Raw genomic sequence first — 24821 nt, forward strand, 5'->3', positions numbered from 1 at the left:
GCCAGCACCTTTACCGTGACTTCGCCCTTTTCTAAGCTGCCTATGCGGCAGGCCACAGTCTGTCGCGATGCGCGTGACGCGCAGCCGTTTTCTAAGCTGCCTATGCGGCAGGCCACAGTAGGCAATATGAACGGAGCATCGGTAGAAGTTTCTAAGCTGCCTATGCGGCAGGCCACCTGGGCGTCAATGGCGTGATGCAACTGCACGATTTCTAAGCTGCCTATGCGGCAGGCCACACAACCCAGGCGTCCGGGGCTGTTGCGCTTTCTTTCTAAGCTGCCTATGCGGCAGGCCACAACAATCGTATTCATACACGGCTGATGTTTCTTTTCTAAGCTGCCTATGCGGCAGGCCACTTGTCAGCGATGTTCTGCTGCCCCAGCCGCTATTTCTAAGCTGCCTATGCGGCAGGCCACCATTTTTGGGAGAAAGGCACCGCTTCGGCTAATTTCTAAGCTGCCTATGCGGCAGGCCACTGTATGAACGATGTAGCGAAATGCGGCAGATATTTCTAAGCTGCCTATGCGGCAGGCCACAGCCAGGCCATGCAGGACGAAGCCCTGGCGCATTTCTAAGCTGCCTATGCGGCAGGCCACCCCAGGCGGCTGCTGCAGCGGGACTGGCTGGATTTCTAAGCTGCCTATGCGGCAGGCCACTGGAGAAGAGGTCGAAGAAGGCGCGAGCCGGCTTTCTAAGCTGCCTATGCGGCAGGCCACGATGAGCATGTTCGATGACTTAATCCCACAAATTTCTAAGCTGCCTATGCGGCAGGCCACCCTGTCTTGGCCAGGTTCATTTCTCGCGTGATTTTCTAAGCTGCCTATGCGGCAGGCCACTACACCGCCAATGGATTTGACCTGCAACGACTTTTCTAAGCTGCCTATGCGGCAGGCCACCACAGCGATAACGGCATTGCCGAGTTCTTCCCTTTCTAAGCTGCCTATGCGGCAGGCCACGTGACAAGCCAAGGCGGGGGCGCGGGCCAGTCTTTCTAAGCTGCCTATGCGGCAGGCCACATTGCATTCCCGGTCATGCCCTCCGTATTGTTTTTCTAAGCTGCCTATGCGGCAGGCCACCATGATATTCAGGGTTATGCAAAGCTGGTGGATTTCTAAGCTGCCTATGCGGCAGGCCACATCCCTAGTAAGGTCGTCGCCATTCTTATCAATTTCTAAGCTGCCTATGCGGCAGGCCACGCGGCGAGGTTAAGGTATCTTTGCGAGCAGACTTTCTAAGCTGCCTATGCGGCAGGCCACTAGATTTTATATGTTCTATGTACCTGATTATTAAAGAACAACCCTGCCATTTCTGCTGTGGACCCAAATTTTGGGTCACACAGCAGGCCTTTGTTTTCAAAGGAAATTTTTAAGCGGCAGAAAAAAGGGTCAAAACCAGGGAATTGTTGCGGATGGGCTCAGGCCATAAGTATTGAAGGTGCCCGACTGCGCTCTGGCGCAAGGTTCACTCAATGTCAGGAAGAGATGAAAGAACTGTCCCGTGCTGCTGCTGCGAACCTGCAAAAATGGCAAATCAGGTTGGCGCTCAATACTGTCAGGTATCGCTGCTGCGGCCTGCTCTGCCGTTTCCCCCTTGCGCTTCATACGGCGGCGGCGAAGCCGTTCCGCGTTGGTTTTGAACTGCTGCCGCCAAACATTGCGGAACTCACTTGTCTGCGGCACAGGCAATACATCGCTGTGCTGCATATGATCCCGCATGCCCCGCAGCCAATCCAGCGCCCACAGTTTCTTCAAGCCCTGTTCCGTGCCATGCAAACGCATGAGCTCTCCCAACGCCCGGGGCTGCAAGCAGTAACCTGGAAAGCTCACCCCGATCTCACCGCCGCCAAGCTGAACCAATGCACGATGCAGTTTGGCGTACAGCGCGTTCATGAGATGGGACTGGCTGAATTCCGGATCAGGCAGCAAACGAATGTCCACATAGTGGGTAGTCATGCCATGCTCCCCATTCAGTTCCCCGCGTCACCGAAGACACCGCCACGAATCAGGACCGCCATGACAAAATGCTGTTGTTCCTCGGATTCGATTTTGTCTTTCAGAATCCAGTCGTCCAGCAAGTTGTAGAAGTCTTGTTTCTGTTTAGGCTGACGATAGGCCTTGCCTTGGGTCGTGACCGAACCATAGGGTTCAACGGCAATCGGCCCCATTTCTGTGGCGCCGTCATACCAGTCGTCAATCGTCCGGATCGCATTACCCAGTTTTTGCGAGTGCATGCCCGCGACCTTATTGACTTCATACAGCGTTTTGCTCTTGTCTCTGCGGCCAAGATCCAGCACCAGTTCCTGCGAAGGAAAAACTTCCTGCCCAGCGCCCATGCGGACAAAAGCCGTGATCTGCAGCAGAACGTGCTGATCTCCCGCCAGGCCTTTCGCAATCAAGAGCGCCAGTTCATCCCGCTTTGCCTGCTCAGCCCCTGCATCGAAATTGCGCAAGCCCAATTGCAAGGCATCGAACTGCCAGGATTTCACTGGCAGGCCTTTTTCGATTTGCGCTACGTTGACTTGCACCTGCTCCGCCCCGACCCGGTTACGCCATAAAAAGCGGCCATTGGCCAGGTTGTGCGCATAACGCTTGGCCAACTCGCCAAAGCCGTGTGTTTGCACATACGATGCTACGGTACTCAGCAGTTTGGCTTCATAGTCAACATTGTTGCAGGCCGAAGGTTTGCCCGCCCCCGACAACACCCGCAAGGTAAAGCTGACTTTGAGGGTGTCAGCATCCGCAGGCAAGGTGGCCACGTCCACCGTCTGCAGATTAGGGTTCTCGATTGCGGCATCCAGCTTGGCCGGATCCTGATCTTTCGCTTTCAAGCGATTGGAAATCGTGCCGCGTACAGCTTTTTCCCGTAATGCTACCGGCAACCAAGCCCCAGGCTGAGCCTGCTCATCCCACCGTCCGGAATGAAACAGCGCATCGGAAGGATCAAGTTTGCGTTCAAAAGCCAGTACCGAAGCAGTTTTCAAAGACATGGAAATTCCTTTCAGGTCAAATTGATACGTTTCAATGATTTGAATGTTCGGTCTCGGCGCTGGCGTCCAATTCCGCGTCTATCTCAACCATAGGACGATAGCCATTGCAACAGCGGTATCGTCCGGCGTCAGCCTGAGTATCCGCCCACCAAAGCAGATCCGTGATATCGGCCAGGCGATGCGGACTCACCCATTGCCCCAGGGAATACAAGCTTTCTACAAAACGGAAGGGGGTTTTGTTGTCCCGCGCGTGCCCGACCTGCCCGCCCTGATACAGCTCGGACAAGGCGCCGTAACCAACCGGAATCGGTACCAGCCAGCCTGCCCCCTGCGGCCTGTCATGCTGCCAGCTGACCTTGCCGTTTTCTTTCTTGCCGTTTTCTTTCTTGCCGTTTTCTTCCTTGTTGCTGCGCCAGTTGAAGCGCGCCAGGTCCAGCCAGGCATCAAGTATCGTGGCATCGGCCTGATGCGCCTGCAATTGCAGCAAGCGCTGCTGCAGCAAATCATCACGGCTGACCAGCGCAAACCCAGGCAGCCAGCGGCGGCGCAACAAGCGAAACTGTTCGGCACGCGCTTCCATCTGCTCTGGCACCGGCAGCAATGCCGGCGTGATGGAATGCCCGGGTTCAGGCAAATGATGCACGACCGAGCCGCCAGCGATGCGCATCACCGACAGCATATTGCGTATCGTCCAGGCCAGTTCCTGCTGTTTTTCCTTGCCTTGGTACAACACATTATTGCTATCGCCGATGTCGCCGCCATCCACCTGGAAAACAAGCGTGATATCCAGGTGAATTCGGCCTTCCTCTACAATGGCTGCAGTGCTGCCGTCTTTATCCACCGGATTGCGGCTCAAGCGAAATGTCTTGACGTAACCATCATGCACCTGTTCTTCATGCCAATGGCAGATCACACCCACTTTTTCCAGAACCAAAGGAATATTGGCCGCTGCCATTTTTCTTTCGAGTGCCCACATCAGCCCCAGAAAAGCTGTCATGGCAGGAAAGCCATGTGTCAGGGGACTGGAAATGGCATTCGCATTCTGGATGCGCAAATGCGGCAAGACCAGCCAGCCCTTGCCTGCCAGCGTATGACGAAAATCAGTCATGTCTGGCCTCCCTTACGCGTCGGGATATAGCGCGGCGCATTCTGCTCCACACGCAAACGATGCAGGCTTTGCGCCCAGCCATCCGTGCTTTCATCCACTAACAGCTCCTTTTTCCATTCACGCAACTCGACATCGCCTACCCGTAATTCTTTTTCCAGATGGGTGTTGAGCCAACTGCCGAAACGATGGCCGATTTGCGCAGGCCAATCCATGAACATCCACTCCGACCGAAATCCGGCATCTGTTTCCGCACGTTTGGGATCCAGCCAGAGCTGCTCGGGCAATGCCAGTTCACAACGCCGGTCTGCCGTCCAGCCCGCCGGCCAGCCGCGCTGCAACTCACCCGCCAGCGTCACCAGCTCGTCAATCAGCGTGGAAACATAGGCCTCGACCCGGTTACGTGTGGCGGCATTGGCTGGCGGATCGCTTTTCAGGAATTTCAGGAATGCCCTGACTGTGGGCCTCACGCCTTCGCGAGCCATCAGCATGTGCTCGAAAATGGAGCGCAGCCCCCAAGGCTGGCGCAGCGCGCGCGACTGCCATTGCGGCGGCAGCGACGCCAGCAGATAATTATTTCCGCCGCGTTCACTGTTGAGCTGACTGATATTTTGCGGTTTCGTGCCGCCAAGCTTCTGCACCGCCAGGCTAGGGTAATCATGCAAGACACCCTCATGCGCCTTGCCCTCCCGGCGCGCGGCGCGCGCTGCTTTATTGGCCTCGCCGAAACGATCTTCCTGCACTTGGGCATATACCCTGTGCACCAGCGACGTCGGATATAGCGGCGCCAGCAGGTGATATTGTCCATCGTCCGTTGCATCGTCGGCCGCCAGCCAGTAAAGCTGTTTGGCGCGGGCATGACTGCTGAGTTCGTTTTCCCGCGGCCGGGTCAGGCTGGTAAACGCTGACTGCCATTGTTTGGCGATGGCTGGATCCGGATGCAATGCCGCCATGACAGCAGCATCGTCATCCAGCAGCCAATCCAGCACGAGACGCCCATCCACCAGAATTCTAAGAAACTTATAGACATCCAGCGCAGCGGCATTGCCGACGACATCCGCAGAAAAATCCCGCATCAAAACGTGGCTGCCCACCAAAAGATGCTCAGGCAGCTGGGACGGAATGCAATACAGATTCGTGCCCCGGGCATCCGGGTGAATAGGTTTCAGGGAGTGCGTGACGGCTTGAATTTGCCTGACCCGGCGTGCCGCATCTTCCAGCCACCGTTCTGACTGGAATTGAGCTATCCATTCATTGCGCTTGGGATCGTCATCCGCAAGTTTGTCAACCTTGGCTTGCAGGCGATCCTGCAAGAACATCTGAATAGCGGCACGCGCGCGTTGTGTCCGCCCTGCTTTATCGCTTGCTGACAAGACCGCTCCTTTTTCAAAAAGCAGAAAAAAGATAAAATGCCTGTGCAGCATGAATGCCGCACAGGGAATGGTTTAGGCCGGTATCCGGCCTACACTAATAAGATTCGATGTAAGCCAAACATCTGTTTTCATCCTTGTGGCCCGTATCCTACGGTTGGCTAGCCTGACGTCTAGTGCTGCAAGGCTTCCTCTTGTCGGAGAGGAAGAACAAAAAATATTGAACCACTGTTTTTTTTATTTTTATATATTTAAATAAAAATAATATAGTGAGAATGCTATAGTCATCAATAGGAGTTGTCAACTGCCGCTAGGCAGCTTAGCAAACTGTTTTTTTCCGTTTGATATAAACTCCGCTGCCGCACAGGCAGTCTCACTTTTTGTTCGCAAAACCCAACCAGGGGTGCCAATACCATCCCTGGTTGTTATCCCTATTCACACGCAAGCTGACGGTCGCGAACTTTTCGGCAAATGCTCTCAAGGGCAAATCCATATCTTCGGCCTGGGCCCGCATGGCTGCCATCAGGTCTGCGTCGCCCCAAAAGCTGATCTGCGCGTGAGTCACCCTTTCCTGCTCGATCCGGGTATTGCGGTCTTCCCATTCGTCATAGCCGCGCTCCCACTTTTGCTTTCCTTCAACCACGCGAAACAGGCGGTAATCGTCTTCGTCCTCGGTCGGCAAAAGCACTAGTTCCTCTTGTTGCTGCGTTTCCTGGCGGAATGGCTGCGCCTGCTGCATCGCCGCCGTCAGACTCAGTTTTCCATCCAGCCAGAAGCTGCTGGCATTCAGATGCGCGACACCGGGCGCCGAGACACGCGATACAGCCACCGGCGCCGCGGCGGCCTGACGCGCCAAACGGTTGCGACGAACCGGCGCCTCGCCGCCACCCCTAGCGTCCATCCCTATGCCTGCCGGCAACATTTGCTGCGCTATCCGCTCGTGTTCCAGATCAACGAGATTGCCCTCCACTTGTCGCGCCGCTACAGGCCTGGGCAGAATACGCAACCGCGCATCCACAGGCATCTGCAGCTCGGCATCCAGCCACGGCGCCAGCAAAGCCCCCAAGTCGTGGGTTTTCAATCGGAACGCCAGGCTTTCAAACCCTGGTCTGCAATACGCGATGCCATCCTTGCTCTCGTAATGTTTCAAATTGGTCTGGCACACCAGTACGTTAGGATGCTTGACGATTTTTTGTGAACGATGGCGCAATACCCGACCTGCCAACTGGATCAATGAGCGCATGGAGGAAGGCTCAACCACGGCCCAGTCATAATCATGATCGCGGCCCACCTCGGTGACGGGGGAGCCCAGGACGATAAACAACTGATCCATCGCCGCCTGCCCATCAATGGCCCGGCGGATATCTGGCCTGTCGAACACGGCAGTTTCATCACGGCGATCCAGCGTGCCATCCAGCCTGTGCTCTATCGCCGAACGCATGAACAGTGGAAACTGCGAGTGATAGACACTCAAATGGATATGCATGCCGGCAGGCACGCTCTGTCTGAACAGCGCCAAAGCCACATCAAACAAAGGCCCGATATTGGCCATGCGTATCAGGCCAAAGCTCACCCGCCTTGCCTGCCCGGTCTTGCCCTTGGGATCGACGCTGTGATGGTACTGGTGCAAAGCCAGCGCCGCGTCCAGCAGCGCCCGGGCAAATACATGGCAACGCTCCTGTGATTCCAATTGCCGCATGCCTTTTGGCAAACCTGATACCTGCATGCGCCGGCGTTCGTGCTGTGCCGTTTGCATCGTCAGTTCAGCAGCACGCCTGCCAACAAACTGCCCATGCTGGATATCAAAACCAGCCGCATCCGCGCAATCAGCATGTTGTTGGCTGAACTCATCAACCCAAAGGCAAGCCACCCCCGGCAGTTCATCCGGCCGTTCGCCACGGTTGCGCTGATAAACCTGCCGCCCTTCCAGATACGCCAAGAACAAGCCCTGCACAAGCGCCGGCGGCAAGGTGGCCGAAGACAGCAACACGCGCGCGCCCAGCAACCCCGCCCAGTGCACCAGCCTTGCCAACGCAGGCAAATCATCCAGATCGAAATCATCCGGTTCATCCAGAACAAGATCCCCAGTCATCAAACGCAACATGGGCGCAATCTGCCCGCCGCCACGCAGGCTTTCAGTCGCCGGCATAAGATGATCGACCGTGCAGACCAGCAGGGGAGCCGCCAATAGCTTGCGGGCGCCATGGTCTCGTCCCAGATACTGCAAAACGGGATGCTGGTCATTACCTTCGAAGACAACGTGAGTGGCTTCATCCAGCAAGGCTTTGCTGGATGCCGAACCCGTTTTTTCCGCCACGGCTTCGTAATACTCAAACAACTCTCGGCTGGCAGCGCCCCCAACCAGAATCGCCAGTTCATCATCCGCCAGCCCCAGGTCACGCTGAAAGCTGCGCCCGGTTTGCAGCGTCAAAGTGCGCAAGCCGATAGCAAAAGCACAGCGCATGCCTAGCTGGGGGTTGGACAATGCATTCATGATGCGCGCATTGCCCAACGTTTTGCCACAACCTGTGGAGGCCATATTGACAATAAAGGCACCATGCTGGGCCGAACGTTCAGCCAATCCGGCGGCGCAATCAACGGCCTTGTCCTGCCAGCGGAACCGCGCATTGTCGCTACGTGCTTTCAGGCGTTTGTGATGACGCAAATGCGCCAATTGCCGAGTCAAGCCAGGCAGCGCATGCACCGTCTGGCTGGCGCACCGTTCTACGCCCAGCAAATGTTCATCCAGTGTCTGATTCAGTGCTGTCCGTCCGCCACGGCTGATGGTATTGGCATAAGGACGATCCTCACCAGGGGCTTGCAAGAAAGGCTGGCGCTCAGGCGCTACACGGCCCCGCGAGTCCAACCCGAGACTGGAGTAATAATGGTCGCCCAGCATCAGCGCCAATCTTGCCAGATGCATCACATAGGCATCGCATGGCAAGCCTGTGTTCTGGCGAGAAGAAAAGCCATGTGCTGGCGCAGCAAGCGATTTCAGTAATGCCTGAGCCAGACGTGCCGCACGCTTGCGCCAGCCAGCGCCTGCCACCGGCAACGGCTGGCGGAACTGCCAGTATGGGCGCACTAAGGCCGCCCCCTGTTCACGGCGTTGTTCGCCCAGGTAAGGCTCGTTCCAATTGGCGTCGATTTTCCCCAGCACCTGAACAAGGTCACCCAGCGCCAGCTCAGTCATTACCCGGCCATGCCATACCTTCTGCGTCTTCGCACTGCCTGCCGTATCCGGCACAGCCGGCAGGCGATGATGCGACAGGATCAGCCAGGCCACTGCCTGCGCCAATGGCGGCAAAGCATGCAATGGGTTCAGTGCGGCCCCCTCCTTCCCGTCCATGCCATCCCGGAGCAAAGCGGGCCCAATCCATTGCTTCGCCCATGCAGCAGCATCTGGCGCATCAACTGCTGCTGCCAGTTGCTGCAACCACACGCGGTCGAGATCCCATTCGTCTGCGTGTCTGGAAAGTGCTGACCCCGCCGGCGAAGCACCCGCATCATCCTTTAGCTGCGCTGCAGCCGGCGCCCCGCACCCGACTTCCGCCTGACCCGCCGCGCGGGTATTAAGGCATGTCGTCACGAAAGCCTGAAACATGCGCACGGATGTCCATTCATGCCGGTACAGGTTTTTCCCCTGCAAACGGCCATGCAAACGGTCCTGAAAGGCATCGCTGGCTTTACCCAGATCGTGCATGAGCGCCGCCAGCGCTGCCAGTTGCTGGATGACAGCCAGACTATGCCAGGTGTTTTCATCTTCCGCCCGCAAGACATCGCCGCGCGTCGTATTGGTGGGGACGGCACCTTGCTCATTGAACTGCCGGGCATCACCAACAATCCAAAGCAGTTCACTATGATCCAGGCCGCGTATCCAGTGGCATGCCACCGCCGTATTTTTGCGTGCCGTTTTGCGCAATAGTTTGCGCAAGGTATCCAGCCCAGCCTGCGTCATCGAAGTCTGCCAGGTCCGTTCGCCCCGCCGTTCGGCAAACTGATCGAGAATACGGCGAGTTTCAGTCAACGCCCGTTTGCTGCATTGGGAAATCAGCAGAATATTCATATTTCGCCCTGAGCTTCACTGTCTTGGCTGGCCGTCTCCAAGGCGATGTCCTTGAGCGTCTCTATCATGAAGTCCAGAGATTCACTGCGGGTCAGCGACTCGATGCAGTTGCGCCGAAACTGCTGTTCACTGTCGCCCTTCATGGCCGACAGAAATGCCTGGGGCAAAATGACCGCATCCTTGACCAAATCCGCTGCATCAAAAACCAGGCCCCCACGCCGGGTTTTGCCATGCAGGATAGCCAAGCCATGCGGCAAGCCAAGTACCCATGTCGCCGTTGCCCCGAGACCGTAGGCCAGATAATTGCCATGATCAAGAAACCGGTTCGCTGGGTCCGTCCCGGTACCACGCTTGGCGCGACTGAATTCCCCATAGCCTACGGCATCGACAGCATGTTTAAACAGCGTTTTGGTTAACCTGGCCTCTTCGGTCAACAAGCCCACCGTATCTGGCGCCAGCTCAATTTGCCGCAAGGTCCGGTCCAAGACATCATCCAGGCGTTTGATATCCACCCTAAACCCGGCTTCCTGCAAAGCACGCTGGCCCCATGCCTCGCGCAGGCGCAATATGCGCGCACGCTGCAAGGCTTTCGCCGCCTTCAGGCGCAAGGCCTCTTCAAACCAGAAACGCACCCAGGCCTGTAAGTATTCGGTGGGACGATACTCACTTTGGGGGCTGAACCAGGCTACCGCCATGTCCATTTCATTGGCGCTGAACAACGGTGTGCCACCCCCGCCTGCGAACCCAAGCAACACACCCGCCTTGGCCAGTTCACGCATGGCTGCCTGGGTCACGGATGTCCCGGTTCCCAGCAAAATGCTGGTGGTATTGGCGATGGGGATATTCCAATAAAGCTGTCGTTTGCCAGCATCCGTGACATACTCCACCCGGCCTCCGTTGACCAATACCCGGCAGTGCTCAAGGTAGTAGATGTTCGCCCGTTTGGAATGCAGAATGGTCTTGAGATCAGAGGCAGGGATGTCTTCCATAGAAGCGAGTCCAAATCACGTCCATCAATTAATTAGATTGATCTTACGCTAAGACATCCGCTCCCGGCGTTCTCGTCTCCTGGCCACACCGCAGGAATGCTCCGGGCGCCACGCACTCCGCCACGCCTGCTGCCTGCCCGGCCGGCCCGGCCACAAAAAGCAAACACCCGGGCCGGCATTGGCTGCCGCCCGGGTGTTGGAATACCAGATGCTGCGCTTGTCAGGAGAGGATATCCGCCCTGCTCCTACCTCGCCACAACCCCTGCCCTCAAGTGTATTTTTTCTCCAGCGTATCCCAGAATGGCTTGTTCACCAGCCTTTGCCGTTCCAGGAATGGGGTGACCAGCGCGGGGTCTTCTTGCACTTCTTTTTCGTCCCGCAATACGGTCAGCGCTTTCTGCATGCCGGCGACAGCGCCTTGCAAGGCGGCGTTGGCGTAGAGGACGAATGCGAAGCCCAGCCCGCCCAGTTCGGTGGCGTTGAAGATCGGTGTTTTACCGCCGATGACCAAGTTCATGAGTTGCGGTTTATCTACCAGTGCCGGTAAACGGCGCACTTCTTCCTGGGTTTCCAGCGCTTCAACAAACAGGATGTCTGCGCCCGCTTCGGCGTAACGGCCTGCGCGTTCTATGGTTTCTTCAAAGCTGTGCGTGCTGCGGGCGTCGGTACGCGCCATGACCAGAAAGTCCGGGTCGCGGCGGGCATCTACGGCTGCCTTGATCTTGCTGACCATTTCATCGGCAGCAATCACTTCTTTGCCGGAAAAGTGGCCACAGCGTTTGGGGCTGACCTGGTCTTCCAGCTGGATGCAGTCCGCCCCGGCGCGTTCCAGGGTGCGGACCGCGTGGTAGGTGTTGAGCGCATTGCCAAAACCGGTGTCGGCATCCACCAGCAGCGGGACATCTACCGCGTCACGGATGCGCGCCGTGTGTTCAGCAATGTCGCTCAGGCCCATGAAGCCCTGATCCGGCAAGCCGAAACTCATGTTGGTGACGCCTGCGCCTGTGACGTAGATGGCTTCAAAACCCAGGTCGGCAATGACCCGGGCCGACAAGGCATTGAACGCCCCCGGCACGATGATGCCGCGACGGGCTGCGGCCAGCGCGCGCAGTTTTTGCCTCGGGGATGATGACTGACTCATTTCATAGACTCCTTCAATTTCCGGCCTCGCTGCCGGCTGGTATGGAGGTTTTTGTCCAGGCGCTTTGCGCGGCCGTCACAGGCCCGGCAATGCCGTCCCGTCAGGACGGCGCCCCAGGCAAGGAGTGAAGCCGCGCCAGCCGTGGGGACTGGTGCGGCTCACTGGCGCCCGTTTAGGGGCGCCGACGGACTGCCGCTTCTGGTTTAGATGACGTAGAGATCGACGTATTCGTTGACTGGCATGTCTTCCAGCTTCGCCTGGTCCAGGCTGACAGCCAGGATAGCCTCTTGCTGGCGGGCGGGGAACTGGCGTGCCAGGTTGGTGCGGAACTTGGCTTCCAGCAGGGGAATGCCCTGCTCGCGGCGGCGCTTGTGGCCGATGGGGTATTCCACCACGACCTCTTCCAGGCGGCTGCCGTCGTTGAATTCCACGGTCAGGGCATTGGCGATGCTTCGCTTTTCCGGGTTGTGGTAGTCGGCGGTAAATTGCGGATCTTCCACGCAATGTATCTTGGCGCGCAGCGCGTCGATGCCGGTATCGTTTTGCGCGAAGGCATCTTCATAGTGCGCCGCCACCAGGTTGCCGTGGATCAGCGGGACGGCAACCATATACTGGATGCAGTGATCGCGGTCTGCCGGGTTGTTCAGCGGCCCTTGCTTGTCGATGATGCGAATGCAAGCTTCGTGGGTGCGGATGGTGATCTTGCGGATGTCATCCACCGATTTGCCTGCCGCCTTAAGCTGGCCGTGCAGCGTCACTGCCGCTTCGACTGCCGTCTGGCTGTGGAATTCGGCCGGGAAGCTGATCTTGAACAGCACGTTTTCCATCACATAGGAACCGTAGCTGCGCTGGAATTTGAACGGCTGGCCCTTGAACAAGACGTCGTAGAACCCCCAGGTCTTGGCCGTGAGCACGCTGGGATAGCCCATTTCGCCGGTTTTGGCGATCAGGGCCAGGCGTACCGCGCGGCTGGTGGCGTCGCCTGCTGCCCAGCTCTTGCGGCTGCCCGCATTGGGCGCGTGGCGATAGGTGCGCAACGATTGGCCATCCACCCAGGCCAGCGAAACGGCGTTGATGATCTCGTCACGCGACAAACCCAGCATTTCCGCCACGACAGCGGTCGATGCCACTTTGACCAGAACGACGTGATCCAGGCCCACCTTGTTGAACGAGTTTTCCAGCGCGATGATGCCCTGGATTTCATGGGCTTTGATCATGCCCGTCAGAACGTCGCGCATGGTCAGCGGCGTCTTGCCCTGTGCCACGCGGTTGCGGCTGATCCAGTCGGCGGTCGCCAGGATGCCGCCCAGGTTGTCGCTGGGGTGGCCCCATTCAGCCGCCAGCCAGGTGTCGTTGAAATCCAGCCAGCGGATCATGGCGCCGATGTTGAAGGCCGCCTGTACCGGGTCGAGCTGGAACTGGGTGCCGGGCACTTTGGCGCCGTGCGGCACGATGGTGCCCGGCACGACCGGGCCAAGCAGCTTGCGGCAAGCCGGGTATTCCAGCGCTTCCAAGCCGCAGCCCAGCGTGTCGATCAGGCAATTGCGGGCCGTCTCGTAGGCCAGCGACGACTCGATGCGATAGTTGAGAACGTAATCGGCGATATCGACCAGCACCTGATCGGGATCGGGACGGACATTGGAAATATGTGCGGACATGGAGGCTTCTCGTCTTTCAAAAATATTGGGTCATGCATGCCGGCCCGCAGGCCGGCACGGCGTCACTGCGGCAGATGCCGCAGCAGCGGTTCTTACACACTGCGCTTGGCCAACGGCACAAACTTCTGGTCTTCCGGGCCAACATAGTTGGCGCTCGGGCGAATGATCTTGCCGTCCTGGCGCTGTTCGATGGCATGCGCGCTCCAGCCTGCCGTGCGGGCCAGCACGAACAGCGGCGTGAAGTGCGCGGTGGGCACGCCCATCATGTGGTAGCTCACGGCGCTGAACCAGTCGAGGTTGGGGAACATTTTCTTGACGTCCCACATGACGGTTTCCAGGCGTTCGGCGATGTCGAACAGACGCACGGTGCCAGCCTCTTTGGAGAGATCACGCGCCACTTCCTTGATGACCTTGTTGCGCGGATCGCTGACGGTATAGACCGGGTGACCAAAACCAATCACGACTTCCTTGCGTTCCACCCGGGCGCGGATGTCGGCTTCAGCTTCGTCCGGGCTGGCATAGCGGTTCTGAATTTCAAACGCGACTTCGTTGGCGCCGCCATGCTTAGGGCCGCGCAGCGCGCCGATGGCGCCTGTGATCGCCGAGTACAGGTCAGCGCCGGTGCCGGTAATGACGCGGCAAGCAAAGGTCGATGCGTTGAATTCGTGCTCGGCGTACAGGATCAGGCTGGTGTGCATGGCTTCGACCCAGGAAGCCGACGGTTTCTTGCCATGCAGCAGATGCAGATAATGGCCGCCAATGGAATCATCATCGGTTTCCACTTCGATGCGTCGCCCGTTGTTGGCATAGTGATACCAGTACATCAGCGCGGAACCCAGCGACGCCATGAGCTTGTCGGCAATATCGCGGGCGCCGGGCAGGTTGTGGTCGTCTTTTTCGGGCTGGATGGTGCCTAGCGCCGAGACATAGGTGCGCATCACATCCATGGGGTGCGCGGCGGCGGGCAAGGCTTCCAACACGGAACGGACTTGCACCGGCAGGCCGCGCAGGCTTTTCAGCTTGGTTTTGTAGGCATTCAGTTCTGCCTGATTGGGCAGCTTGCCATGCACCAGCAAATACGCGATTTCTTCGAATTCGCTGCCATTGGCCAGATCCAGGATGTCATAACCCCGGTAATGCAGGTCATTACCGCTGCGGCCAACCGTACACAAGGCGGTATTGCCCGCCACGATGCCAGACAGGGCCACGGATTTTTTGGGTTTGATGCCCGTGGAAGTCGTTTCTGCACTCATGTTTGCTCTCCTCGTTTTCCTCGCGGTGTCTGCCTTTGCATTCATGCCGCTGCACTAAGGGAGAACTTCGGCCCTGAGGCCGGAGCTGCTCCGCCACAATACCGGGCGCCTGAAGCGCCTTGAGATGCGCTGCCGGGGGTCTGGCCAGAAAGCCTGGGCAGATGTCTCGGCAGCCGGTCATCGAATGGCCTTTTTTTATTTGCAGTCTATGCAAGACTACCTGCCGTGTCACTCTTAACAAGGCGAAATTCGGCGTACCTGACGCATTAGTTTTGCAAACTTTGCGAATAAAATAGGCTCTTCAGGGTTGGCCGCAGAGGGTGAACAGACATGCGTAAAGTCTTTATGGGAGTTCGGCTGCGCCGGCTGCGCGAAGAGCGCGGCATGACGCAAGCGGCGCTGGCGCGCACGCTGGGGCTATCGCCCAGCTATCTCAACCAGCTGGAGAAAAACCAGCGGCCTTTGACGATGCCGGTCTTGCTGCGTCTGAATGAAACACTGGATGTCGATATCCAGCGTTTTTCCGATGATGGTGAGGCGCGCATGGTGGCCGCGCTGCGTGAGGTCACGGCCAGCCTGCCCGCTTCTGCGGTGGGCGGCACGGATGACGCGCGTATTTCTCTGGCGGAAATCCGTGAAATCGCCGCCAATATGCCTGCCGTGGGGCGGGTGCTGATTCAGTTGCACCGGCGGCATCGCGAAGCGCTGGAACGCCTGGACAATCTGGCTGAAGTGCTGGCGGGCGACGATGCTGGCGACCGTGGCCGCGCCCTGGCCGCCCCGGACCAGCCCTATGAAGAAGTGCGGGATTTCTTTTTCACGCACCACAATCACTTTGCCGAACTGGACTGCTGCGCCGAACGCTGTTTTGAAGAATGGGCGCTGGCGGACTGCCCGCCACAACGCCTGGCCGACCGCCTGGCGGCAAGGCTGTCGGCGCGCCATGGCATCACCGTGCGCTTGCATCCGCCCGGCCCTGGCCTGCAACGCCGGCTCGATGCCGCAGCAGGCGAATTGTTATTGTCGCCCGCCCTGGCCCCCGGCCAGCAGGTATTCCAGCTGGCCACGCAACTGGCTTTTCTGGAGATGGACGAGACCTTGCACCGCATGTCGGAAGCGCCCCGTTTTTCCGGTGATGAAGTCCGGCGCCTGGTCCGGCTGGGGCTGGCCAATTATTTCGCCGGCGCGCTGATCCTGCCCTATGGCCGCTTTCTGGCGGCCGCTCAGGCCCTGCGCTACGACATTGACCTGCTGGGGCAACAATTCGGCGTCAGTTTTGAAACCATCTGCCACCGGCTGAGCACCATGCAGCGCCCGGATGCCACCGGTGTCCCGTTCTTCTTTATTCGCGTGGACCGCGCTGGCAATATTTCCAAGCGGCAATCCGCCGCCCATTTCCACTTCTCGCGCATTGGCGGCACCTGTCCGCTCTGGAATGTGTACGAAGCGTTTTCCCATCCCGGCCGCATTCTGCGGCAGTTGGCGCGCATGCCGGATGGCCGGGTCTATTTATGGATTGCCCGCACCGTGTCGCACCAGACCGGGGGCTTCGGCGAACCGGAGAAAATGTTTGCCGTCGCCCTGGGGTGCGACATCGAACACGCGCATCGCCTGATCTACGCCCAAGGGCTGGACCTGCATGACCCGCAAGCCCCCACGCCCATCGGTATGGGCTGCAAAGTCTGTGAACGGCCCAGCTGTCCTCAGCGGGCCTTTCCGTACATAGGCGGCAAACTGGCCGTCAGCGAAGAGGTCGGCAGTGTGTCTCCCTACCCGCTGGCCCTGAATGGCTGAGGCCGCTGCCTGCTGGCGCGCCCTGGTCCTGATAGTGCTGAAAATCCCCGCTAACCGCCGCCAGCCCCCGCTAACCCCCGCCAGCGCCGCCCGGCAAGCCGGGCGCGGGCGAAGGCAGCCAGGCCCTCTGGCATTACATATACGTCAGCCAGCCGGTTGATTGGAAGCTCCAATCCGGGCGGCCGCCGATATCAAAGGACCACAGCAGTATGGCATTGAAAATCATGTCCGCATTCGGGTTATCGCGCTGCAATTGCAAACGGAACACCACGGATTCCCCTTTGCGGATCACCTGCCCATTCTGCAAGCCATCGAAATTGGCGCTGAAATCCGCCGTATCCGAACTCGCCTTGAGATTCTGAATGGTGTAGTCCTTGTCAAACGCCGTCAGACGGTAATAGCTGACATTCGGATCGACGGTAGGCCGGAAGGAGTAGCGGTTCACATAGTCCTGCTGGCGGTTAGGCAGCACGCGCTGCGTCACCTGGGTTTCATCGACGGACTCAGCCGTTTTCAACTGTTCGAGCAACAGCGTCGGGAAACTGGCGCGCGCCACCACCGGCACGCTCAGCGAGTAAGGGCCTACCGTGACGGAACCGTCATACACCAGCGCTTCCAGCGAATAGGTGCCCGGTACCGTGGGCGCCAGGATCTGTTTCGGGCACGACCAGCTGCGTGCCTTGAGGATTTCCCCCCAATACTGCATCAGGGTCAGGCCCGCCGCCGCCAGGGAAGCATCCGAAGCCGTGCGGCCGTTCTGGCATGCCGTGTCGGACGCGAAGGCAAACTGCTGGCCTGCGGGCTCGCCCGTCAGATTCCACAGATAGGTCATGGTGTCGCCGTCAGGGTCATAGGCATTGGCATCGACCGCAAAAGACTTGTGCACCACCACATCTTCCGTCACCTGAGTCACGCCGCTCGTATAGGTGCGCCGCTCCCTGACACCCAGCACCAGGGGCTGCTCCGCGGTATAGGGCTGATCCAGCGCAGGCCGCACGACAGGCGCATGGTTTTCAGACTTGGCCTTGATGGTGATGTACTCAGGGCGGTTATTGGCGTAATAGTTCGGAAAGCCCCATTCATCCGTCACGGACAGACGCGCCGTGTAGTAGCCCGGCTTATCAAGCAACAGCAAGGGCCGTTCGACCTTGGCATTGTCGAACGCCGTAGTGCTGCCGTCGGGGCTATCTACCAGTTCCCAGCGGAAAACCAGGCGGTTGCCATCCACATCTGAACTGTTGCTGCCCGACAGCGACGCTTTTTCCCCCACCATGAAGTTGGTATTGCCGGTGGCGCTGCTGGCTTCGGCGCGCGGCGCATGGTTCGCGCCCAGCGTCACGTGATACGTCTGGCGCACAGTATTGCTATAGGCGCCCTTGCTGTCCTTGAGCCGCGCTTCAATCACATAATCGCCCTCGACCTTGGGGATGAAGCCGCTATCCCAATAGGAAGTACTGAGCGTGGAATCCGTCACCGGATCGAATCCGGCAGGATAGGAAATCCAGGTCCACTCATACACATAGCTATCGCCATCGGGATCATGGGCGGCACGGTCGCTGGTGAAGATGACCTTCTGCTTGCCGCGCTCGATCTCATAGGTATTGTTGCCGGACGGCGGCAGCGGCGAGGCCAGGACAGGCGGCATGTTTTCCGCCCCTTCCGGCGCTTGCGCGCGCAGGCCCAGCATGACTGAAGAACGCGTCACGCCGTCATAGACATGCAGCGTCACATAATAGGTTGCGGCGACATCGGGCGTGAAAGTCACGGACGCCGTGCGCTCGCCCTGCATGACGGACTGGGACCCGATAGGCAAGCCGTTGGAATTCCCGTTGCCCAGGAAATCCCAGCGGTACTGCATATGCGCGGTTTCACCGGGCCGGTCGGGATCGGTGCTCAATTCCGCCCCCAGCGTGACCGGCTGGCCGCGCACCACCGTCAAGGTCTTGCCATTGACCGATTCACCATTCTGGCTGATGACAGCCACCGGCGGCACATTCGCTGCCACGACCTTGATATCGACTTCATCAGCCACGCTGATCATGTCGTCATAACGTACCGTCAGCGCCGCTTTGTAATCGCCAGTCTTGTCCGCCGTGAACCGGGGTTTGACCAGGGTGGCATCATCCAACGCCGCCGCGCTGCCCTCGGGCCGGCTGACCAGCACCCAGGCATAGCGCAGCCGTACCGCATCCCCTTGATAGGGCGGCTGGCTGCCCGAGCCATCGAGCTGCACGGCTCCCGGCAAGGTCGCGATATCCTCGCCCGCATTGGCAACCGGCACTTTACTGAAGGCCGTCACCGTCATCTGCGCTTCCGCGCCGCGCTGGCCGTCCGTCACCGTCAGGCCAACCTGATAATCGCCCACACGGTCCGGGGTCAGCGCGCTCTTGGCCTGATCCGGCGTGGCCAGCGCCGCTTTGCTGGCTGGCGGCTTGCCACGCAGTTTCCAGGCATAGCCTGGCGACCCGCCAGCATCAGTGCTGCTGGAGAACGTAATGGTCTGGCCGACCTCGACCAGGGTTTTGTCAGCACTGATGCTGACGCTGGGCGCGGCGCTGCCGCCGCCATCCCCGCCACCGCCGCATGCCGCCAGCAAGAGCGTCATGCCCAGTCCGGCCAGGGAGTGTTTGAAAATGGAACTCATGAAATCAAGCCTCCGGGGGCCTATGCCCCCTTGGAAAAATCGACGCGAAGACAATCAGAAAGAAACCGTGGCACTCAGGCGCGCCGTGCGGCCAGGCGACGGCACCAGCCCCAGGCTGAGCGCATCGAGGTAATAGCGGTCGGTAAAGTTGTCGATATTGAAGTCCACACTGAGACTGTCATTCACCTTATAGGAAGCGAACAGATCGAACACCTTGTAAGCATGCCATTCCACCGGCGCCGTCGAGGCCAGGCCAATGTTGCTGGAAGCCTGGTTATTGTTTTCCGGCACAGGATTACGCTTGCCCATGAAGGTGCCGCGCACCCCCATCGTCAGGCGCTGGTCGAACAGGCGCGTGCCGATGGTCGCCGTGGCATGCCACTTGGGCGGAATCATGTTGTTGATGTAGCTGTTGGCGATCCCGTAGTCCGTGCACGCATAACGGCGGTAGCTGCCTGTCAGGCAAGTCTCGATCTTGGTATAGCGAGTCGCGCCAAAGTCAGTGAACAGGAAGCCCAGGTCATAGGAGCCGCTGACTTCCAGGCCATTGAAAGTCGCCCGGTCGATATTGCGCATGCGCCAGAAGGAATTCTGCCCGGTAGAGGTATCTTCCCAGGTATTGCTGATGGTGCGCGTCAGGTAATTACGCACGGTATTGCGGAAATAGGAAAATTTCAGGCGCAAGTGATCGTTTGAAGCCAGCACGCCGTCCTGGAAAATGTTCAGGCCGAATTCGCGGTTGTAGGCGTGCTCGGGTTTGAGATCGGAATCCAGCGTCGGCGTCACGGAAAAACCGCTGGCGCTTTCGAACAGGCTGGGCATGCGGATAGCTTCGGCATACAGGCCATAGACCTGCCAGCCATCGGCGAATTCCCAGGTTGCGCTGAGGGTGGGCGTTACCCCCGTCTTGCGGTTGCTGTAGAACACCGGATCGCAGCGGCCGTCATTATCGGCATCCACGCAGAACGCGCTTTCTTCGTCGATCTCAATCGCGTTGTCATCCTGCACCCGGAAGCGCGTGTAACGCAGCCCCGCATCCAGGGTCAGGCTATCCACCGGTTTCCATTGCAGGGAAGTGAACAGACTGTATTCCGTCCGATTGCCGTCACGATAAAAGCTGTTGTCCGCCCGGGGCGTATCACCCAGCGCATGGGATCCGATTTTTTCCCATTGCGCGGACGCGCCATAGTCCAGGCGGATGCTGCCCAGCCGGTAGATCATCATGGTATTGCTGAGATCCAGGCCGCGCCGCTTGTACTTTTCCCGGCCATTGAGCGAACCGCCTGACACCTGGCCCACAGTTTCCGAATAATTGCGGTTGAGCGTATCCGTGTCCGTCAGCCAGGCATTCAGGCGCAGGTCGATCAAATCATTGTCCTGCGGATTCCAGCGATAGCGCGAGGTGTAGGTCTTGACCGTCACTTCGCTGTTTTCCGTCTGCTCGGCGTTGCCGAACCAGATCAGCTGGGAAGGCATCAGCTGGCCGTAGCTGCTGTCGTAACGCATGAAGCCCAGTTCCAGCTCCTGGTCAGACGGCAACCAGGTCTTGGCCTTGAGCAGGGTCGAATTGCTTTTGTAATTGCTGTTGACGATCAGCTCTTCGCCGCGAAAACGGGAGGCGCCTTCCAGCTTGGGCACCACCTGCGTATAGAAACCCCGGTTATATTTTTCGCTGAGATCCAGCCAGGGCGTCTGGCCGTGTTTGCCAGCGTAATAATTGCCCTGCTCCCGGTGCGCGTACGCGGCCAGCAAATCCAGATTTTCAAAACGCTTGGCAATGGCGATGCTGCCAGCGTAACTCTTGGGCTTGAAGGTGCCCGGCCGGTTCATGGTCTCTTCCGTGGGGTAGAGCTGCGCGACATCCGTGCCCTGGCACAACCAGGCGCTGGCGCAATCCTGGCGGTATTCCGTCACGCCGCCCAGCAAACCGCCCACCGACCGGTAGCCCGACTGGGTGCCGGGTTCCACGGCCGCGCCGCTGTTGTTGCCGATGGCGCTGCCGCGCATGCGGATGCCGAACGTTTCGCCGTCCTTGACGATGTCCGCCGCCTCCAGCGTGCGCATGCTGACCAGGCCGCCAATGGCGCCACTGCTCTGCGCGGTCATGGTCACGCCTTTGTCGATCTGAATGCCGCCAATCAGGTCCGGGTCCACGTAGCTGCGTGAAGACACCCCTGAATAGCCGCGATACACCGTGGTTTCCTGGCGCGCGCCGTCAATCAGCACCGGCACCCGGCCTTGGCCCTGCATCCCGCGGATATTGATATCCAGGCCGCCGCTATTGCGGTTCTCGCCCACCAGCACACCGGGCGTTCCCTTGAAAATATCACCGACCGAGGTGCCGCGGAAGCGTTCGATGTCATCACGCGAAATATAGCTGGAAGAGCCCGCCTTGCGGTAAGCCTCATCCTTGGGGGAAAGGTCGTCCCCCGTCACGATGACGGTATCGAGCACTGACGCATTACTCGCTTGCGGCGCGGCCCGCAGCAGGAAACTGCCATCTTCCAGCTGCCTGGCTTCCAGGCCCGTCCCGGACAGCAGACGCGCCAGACCTTCGGCCGGCGCATAACGGCCATGCAGGCCGGGGCTTTCCACCCCTTGCGTCAAGGCTGGGGCGCTGCCGACCATGACACCGGCCTGCTGGCCGAACTGCCCCAGCACCTCGTTCAGGCGCCCGGGCGCAATATTGAAATCCTGCTGATTCGCCGCAGCGGTTTCTGCTGCGACCGCAGCAGGCACGCCAGTGCCGGGCAGATAGCCCAGCCCCAGGAAAACGGTAATCAGGCAGGCCCGCGTCATATTGGGACGGGGCAGGAAATGAACTGGCATGGCGCGGCATTCCATCAAAACGGTTGCTGGCGCCCGGAGCATCTCCGGGCGCTTCAGTTCTGTTGTCGCTTGACGCCGTCGAATACGCCGTATTGCTTACAATTCTTACAATCAGCCCGATAAGGGCTCGACCGTAATCCAGAACCGCGAGCGCCTGCGCACCCGCACAGGAAGGATCTGGGACAGCAACAGCAATGACGCCTCGGTATCCTCCACCGAGAACACACCAACGACGGGCAGCCCGGCAATGGCAGGATCGCAATGCAGCCAACCGCTGCGGTAACGCCCCAGTTCTTCCAGAAAATGGCCTAGCGGCAGGTTATCCGCCACCAGCATGCCGTGCTCCCAGGCGGCCGCATTGCGCGATGCCGCCCCGACAGGCGACACGGGCCCCTGCTGCCCGAAACTCAGACTCTCGCCCGCGCGCACGCGCACGGCGGCCCCTGCCTCTGACTGCAATGGGCGCCAATCCACCGCGCCTTCCATGACAGTCAGGTCATAGCGCTGGCCGCTGCGTTCGCGCACCACAAAACGCGTGCCTACCGGTTGCAGAATGCCGCTGGCCGTATGCAGCAAAAATGGCCGGCCCTGCTGATCCACAGCGGTTTCTATGAGGATTTCCCCCTGCAGCAGCGTTACGCTGCGCACGGAGGCCGAATACTGCACATCCACTGCGGAGCGGGTATTCAGATACAGCAAGGTGCCGTCATCAAGCTCCAGCACGCGGCGTTCGCCCGGCCCGCTGCCAGCATCCGCCAGCCACACGGCAGAGGCCTGGCGGGCCGGGCCGGCGCCATACCAGATCCCTGCCAGCGCAAGGCCTCCAGCAACGCCGCGCAACAAGCCTCGGCGCGCCGCCTTATGCTGGGCCCGGCCCAGCACTTCGCGCACATGCGGCGCTCCTGCCGCCCGCAGATTGTCTTGCAGCATCATCCCCAGGCCCGTCACCCGCTGCCAGGCGATTTCATGCCTGGGGTCGGCGGCCCGCCAGCGGCAACAGGACTCCTGGTCTTGCTGCCCGGCTCCGGCCTGAATGCGTGCTGCCCACATGGCCGCCTGGCGAATGATGCCGCGCTCCACCGGCAGCTCATCCGCCTGCGCCGCGCCGCTGCGAAGAGGTAAAGCCTGACGCTCAGACACAGTCATATACCGCGAAATAACATTGTTCCAAGCCCCGCGCGACAGCTTTCTGCACCGCGTTGGCGGTCACGCCCAGCTGGGCGGCAATTTCCTTGTGCGCCATTCCGTCAATCTGCGCCATCAGGAATATCTGCCGGGTGCGCAGCGACAGGCCATCCAGCGCTTTCCAGACGGCAAGCAAGGATTCCAGGATCAGATATTGCGTTTCCACGGACTCGCAGCAGGGTTCGGGCTGGCTGACCATGACCTCTTCCCAGGCCTGCTCCAGCGCCCGCCGGCGGAAGTGGGATGCCACCAGACGGGAGGCAATGGTGCTGAGATAAGCACGCGGCTCTAGCAGATGGGCAAGATCCACGCGCAACAGGCGTTCAAAGACGTCCTGCGCCAGATCCGCTGCCTGATGATTGTCCCCCAGCCGCCGGCGCAGCAATGACACTAGCCAGGCATGATGCTCACGGTACAGGCCATGTACGATTTGATCGCGTTGCGCAATGTCGCCAGCCATTTTTCGGTACCTTACTCCAGGGGGGAAATCCTTCCGCCTCGGAACCGGGCGGTGACAGACCGGACCGGCGCGCCAGAAGCGCAACCTGATGACACGGCATTGTCCACCCGCGGCCCAGATACTAAATGATAATACTTATTATCAACAGATGTATATGCCGGCAGAAATTTTGAATGCGTCAGACCGGTCTGCGTTGTTTTTTCGTTTCTTTCCAGACGCTGGCCCCGGCGCCTGCATCAGCATCCAGCCAAATAAGAAGATATCCTTTGTTTATATGAAAATGTGATTTCATAATTTTCCGTCCTATTGATAGTCTTGCAATCATTCAACGTGAATCAGGGATGCAAGATGAAATTCCGCCGTTTATTCTCCGTTCTGGCTGGCTCCGTGCTCGGGCTGGCCGCACTGTCGGCACAGGCCGATCAGCTCGATGACATCAAGCAGAAAGGCGAGCTGGTCATCGGCGTGCTGGGCACGGACGAGCCCGCCACCTTCATCGACCCCAAGACCCGCCAGTTCATCGGCTATGAAGTGGATCTGGCAACCGAAGTGGCCAAGGCCATCGGTGTCAAGCCGGTCTTCAAGCAAGTCGCCGTGGCGGCACGCATCCCCGAACTGCAGCAAGGCCATGTCGATCTGATCGCCGCCGGCCTGACGCACAACAAGGAACGCGAAGAGCTGATCGACTTCTCCGTCACCACTTTCGTGACCGGCCAGAAAGCCCTGGTGCGCGCCGACAGCGGCATCACCGATCTGTCCGGCCTGGAAAACCGCAAGGTCGTCACCATCCGCGGCGGCACGCAGGAACCCAATGTCCGCAAAGCCGTGCCCGGCGTGGATGTGGTGACCTTCGATACGAGCCAGCAAGCCTTCCAGGCCTTGCAGCAACGCAAGGGCGTCGGCTATGTGGACGATGAGGCCGCTTTGCTGCGCGTGTATGCCAAACTGGGCGATGCCAAACGCGACTACGTGGTGCTCAAGGACAATCTGAGCAAGGAATCTCTGGCTTTCGGCATCCGCAAGAATGAGTCTTCGCTGAAGGCCGTGGTGGATGAAACGCTGCGCGGCCTGGAAAACAGCGGTGACGCCGAACGCATCTTCTTCAAGTGGTACGGCCCGGACACCAAGTCGCAATTCGAATCCCGTGACTTCAAGCTGGATACTGACCAGATCGACGAGTAAGCCACGCAGGCTTGAAACCGGCAGCGGCCCGCATGGCAACCATGCGGGCCGCTCCGCCGTTTCTTCCGCTGCTCCGCCAGCAGCATTGTGCCAACCTGCTTGCCAACCTGATTTTCCTTGTGCCGCTGCCCTCCTGACACAAGTTCACCGGAATCCACC

At 59.3% G+C, this 24821-nt stretch carries 15 protein-coding genes and 1 CRISPR repeat array (1 of these 16 only partly in view); of the genes, 2 read left to right on the forward strand and 13 right to left on the reverse strand.

Annotated features, from left to right (window positions below; genetic code table 11):
* Window positions 1-1256: direct repeats of the CRISPR family, unit length 28 nt; unit sequence TTTCTAAGCTGCCTATGCGGCAGGCCAC (it extends 1232 nt beyond the left edge of the window).
* 129 nt (window positions 1257-1385) lie between these two features.
* From cas6f to prpC, 9 genes are all read right to left on the reverse strand, one after another.
* On the reverse strand, window positions 1386-1952 hold the full coding sequence (gene cas6f, locus ACTJGZ_RS05940) for a type I-F CRISPR-associated endoribonuclease Cas6/Csy4 (protein WP_441662021.1): 567 nt from the start codon (window positions 1950-1952) through the stop codon (window positions 1386-1388).
* A gap of 14 nt (window positions 1953-1966) precedes the next feature.
* A complete protein-coding gene (gene csy3, locus ACTJGZ_RS05945) occupies window positions 1967-2986 on the reverse strand; it encodes a type I-F CRISPR-associated protein Csy3 (protein ID WP_441662022.1) in 1020 nt (339 codons plus the stop codon).
* A 31-nt stretch (window positions 2987-3017) separates the two neighbouring features.
* Window positions 3018-4094, reverse strand: a complete 1077-nt coding sequence (csy2, locus tag ACTJGZ_RS05950; RefSeq protein WP_441662023.1) for a type I-F CRISPR-associated protein Csy2 — start codon at window positions 4092-4094, stop codon at window positions 3018-3020.
* Window positions 4091-5464 carry a type I-F CRISPR-associated protein Csy1 gene (gene csy1 / locus ACTJGZ_RS05955; RefSeq protein WP_441662024.1) on the reverse strand — a complete coding sequence of 458 codons (1374 nt, stop codon included), beginning with the start codon at window positions 5462-5464 and terminating at the stop codon, window positions 4091-4093. Before csy1 ends, csy2 begins: the two co-directional genes overlap by 4 nt.
* Before the next feature lie 370 nt (window positions 5465-5834).
* Window positions 5835-9488 (reverse strand): type I-F CRISPR-associated helicase Cas3f, encoded by a 3654-nt coding sequence (gene cas3f, locus ACTJGZ_RS05960; protein WP_441662025.1) that lies wholly within the window; start codon window positions 9486-9488, stop codon window positions 5835-5837.
* Window positions 9489-9523: 35 nt separating this feature from the next.
* Window positions 9524-10516: a type I-F CRISPR-associated endonuclease Cas1f gene (cas1f, locus tag ACTJGZ_RS05965; RefSeq protein WP_441662026.1), complete on the reverse strand. Its 993-nt coding sequence runs from the start codon at window positions 10514-10516 to the stop codon at window positions 9524-9526.
* 268 nt (window positions 10517-10784) lie between these two features.
* Window positions 10785-11657, reverse strand: coding sequence for an isocitrate lyase/PEP mutase family protein (locus ACTJGZ_RS05970; RefSeq protein ID WP_441662027.1), 873 nt, complete (start codon window positions 11655-11657; stop codon window positions 10785-10787).
* A gap of 203 nt (window positions 11658-11860) precedes the next feature.
* Entirely contained in the window at window positions 11861-13315 is a 1455-nt protein-coding gene (locus ACTJGZ_RS05975) for a bifunctional 2-methylcitrate dehydratase/aconitate hydratase (RefSeq protein WP_441662028.1), read from the reverse strand.
* A 92-nt stretch (window positions 13316-13407) separates the two neighbouring features.
* Entirely contained in the window at window positions 13408-14568 is a 1161-nt protein-coding gene (gene prpC / locus ACTJGZ_RS05980; protein WP_441662029.1) for a bifunctional 2-methylcitrate synthase/citrate synthase, read from the reverse strand.
* Between the two features lie 330 nt (window positions 14569-14898).
* Between prpC and ACTJGZ_RS05985 the strand changes: the two genes are divergently transcribed.
* Window positions 14899-16362 (forward strand): short-chain fatty acyl-CoA regulator family protein, encoded by a 1464-nt coding sequence (locus tag ACTJGZ_RS05985; protein ID WP_441662030.1) that lies wholly within the window; start codon window positions 14899-14901, stop codon window positions 16360-16362.
* A 133-nt stretch (window positions 16363-16495) separates the two neighbouring features.
* Here ACTJGZ_RS05985 and ACTJGZ_RS05990 read toward each other — a convergent pair whose 3' ends face one another.
* The 4 genes from ACTJGZ_RS05990 to ACTJGZ_RS06005 form a co-directional block, all read right to left on the reverse strand.
* Window positions 16496-19006: a PKD domain-containing protein gene (locus ACTJGZ_RS05990; RefSeq protein WP_441662031.1), complete on the reverse strand. Its 2511-nt coding sequence runs from the start codon at window positions 19004-19006 to the stop codon at window positions 16496-16498.
* Between the two features lie 54 nt (window positions 19007-19060).
* Window positions 19061-21835 (reverse strand): TonB-dependent receptor domain-containing protein, encoded by a 2775-nt coding sequence (locus ACTJGZ_RS05995; protein WP_441662032.1) that lies wholly within the window; start codon window positions 21833-21835, stop codon window positions 19061-19063.
* Window positions 21836-21946: 111 nt separating this feature from the next.
* Window positions 21947-22975, reverse strand: coding sequence for a FecR domain-containing protein (locus tag ACTJGZ_RS06000; RefSeq protein ID WP_441662033.1), 1029 nt, complete (start codon window positions 22973-22975; stop codon window positions 21947-21949).
* Window positions 22968-23480: a sigma-70 family RNA polymerase sigma factor gene (locus tag ACTJGZ_RS06005; RefSeq protein WP_441662034.1), complete on the reverse strand. Its 513-nt coding sequence runs from the start codon at window positions 23478-23480 to the stop codon at window positions 22968-22970. The genes ACTJGZ_RS06000 and ACTJGZ_RS06005 overlap by 8 nt, the downstream gene beginning before the upstream one ends.
* A gap of 348 nt (window positions 23481-23828) precedes the next feature.
* Here ACTJGZ_RS06005 and ACTJGZ_RS06010 point away from each other — a divergent pair, with 348 nt between their 5' ends.
* Entirely contained in the window at window positions 23829-24662 is an 834-nt protein-coding gene (locus ACTJGZ_RS06010; protein ID WP_441662035.1) for an ABC transporter substrate-binding protein, read from the forward strand.
* The last annotated feature ends 159 nt before the right edge of the window (window positions 24663-24821 follow it).

It is taken from the genome of Kerstersia sp., assembly GCF_052103615.1.
GTDB lineage: Bacteria > Pseudomonadota > Gammaproteobacteria > Burkholderiales > Burkholderiaceae_B > Kerstersia.

Bases quoted from the DNA above. Each gene is read 5' to 3' on its own strand.
- ACTJGZ_RS05995 (WP_441662032.1), bottom strand. From the start codon at position 21,835: ATGCCAGTTCATTTCCTGCCCCGTCCCAATATGACGCGGGCCTGCCTG.
- csy2 (WP_441662023.1), bottom strand. From the start codon at position 4,094: ATGACTGATTTTCGTCATACGCTGGCAGGCAAGGGCTGGCTGGTCTTG.
- cas6f (WP_441662021.1), bottom strand. From the start codon at position 1,952: ATGACTACCCACTATGTGGACATTCGTTTGCTGCCTGATCCGGAATTC.
- ACTJGZ_RS06010 (WP_441662035.1), top strand. From the start codon at position 23,829: ATGAAATTCCGCCGTTTATTCTCCGTTCTGGCTGGCTCCGTGCTCGGG.
- ACTJGZ_RS05970 (WP_441662027.1), bottom strand. From the start codon at position 11,657: ATGAGTCAGTCATCATCCCCGAGGCAAAAACTGCGCGCGCTGGCCGCA.
- cas1f (WP_441662026.1), bottom strand. From the start codon at position 10,516: ATGGAAGACATCCCTGCCTCTGATCTCAAGACCATTCTGCATTCCAAA.
- csy3 (WP_441662022.1), bottom strand. From the start codon at position 2,986: ATGTCTTTGAAAACTGCTTCGGTACTGGCTTTTGAACGCAAACTTGAT.
- ACTJGZ_RS05990 (WP_441662031.1), bottom strand. From the start codon at position 19,006: ATGAGTTCCATTTTCAAACACTCCCTGGCCGGACTGGGCATGACGCTC.
- ACTJGZ_RS05975 (WP_441662028.1), bottom strand. From the start codon at position 13,315: ATGTCCGCACATATTTCCAATGTCCGTCCCGATCCCGATCAGGTGCTG.
- prpC (WP_441662029.1), bottom strand. From the start codon at position 14,568: ATGAGTGCAGAAACGACTTCCACGGGCATCAAACCCAAAAAATCCGTG.
- ACTJGZ_RS06005 (WP_441662034.1), bottom strand. From the start codon at position 23,480: ATGGCTGGCGACATTGCGCAACGCGATCAAATCGTACATGGCCTGTAC.
- ACTJGZ_RS05985 (WP_441662030.1), top strand. From the start codon at position 14,899: ATGCGTAAAGTCTTTATGGGAGTTCGGCTGCGCCGGCTGCGCGAAGAG.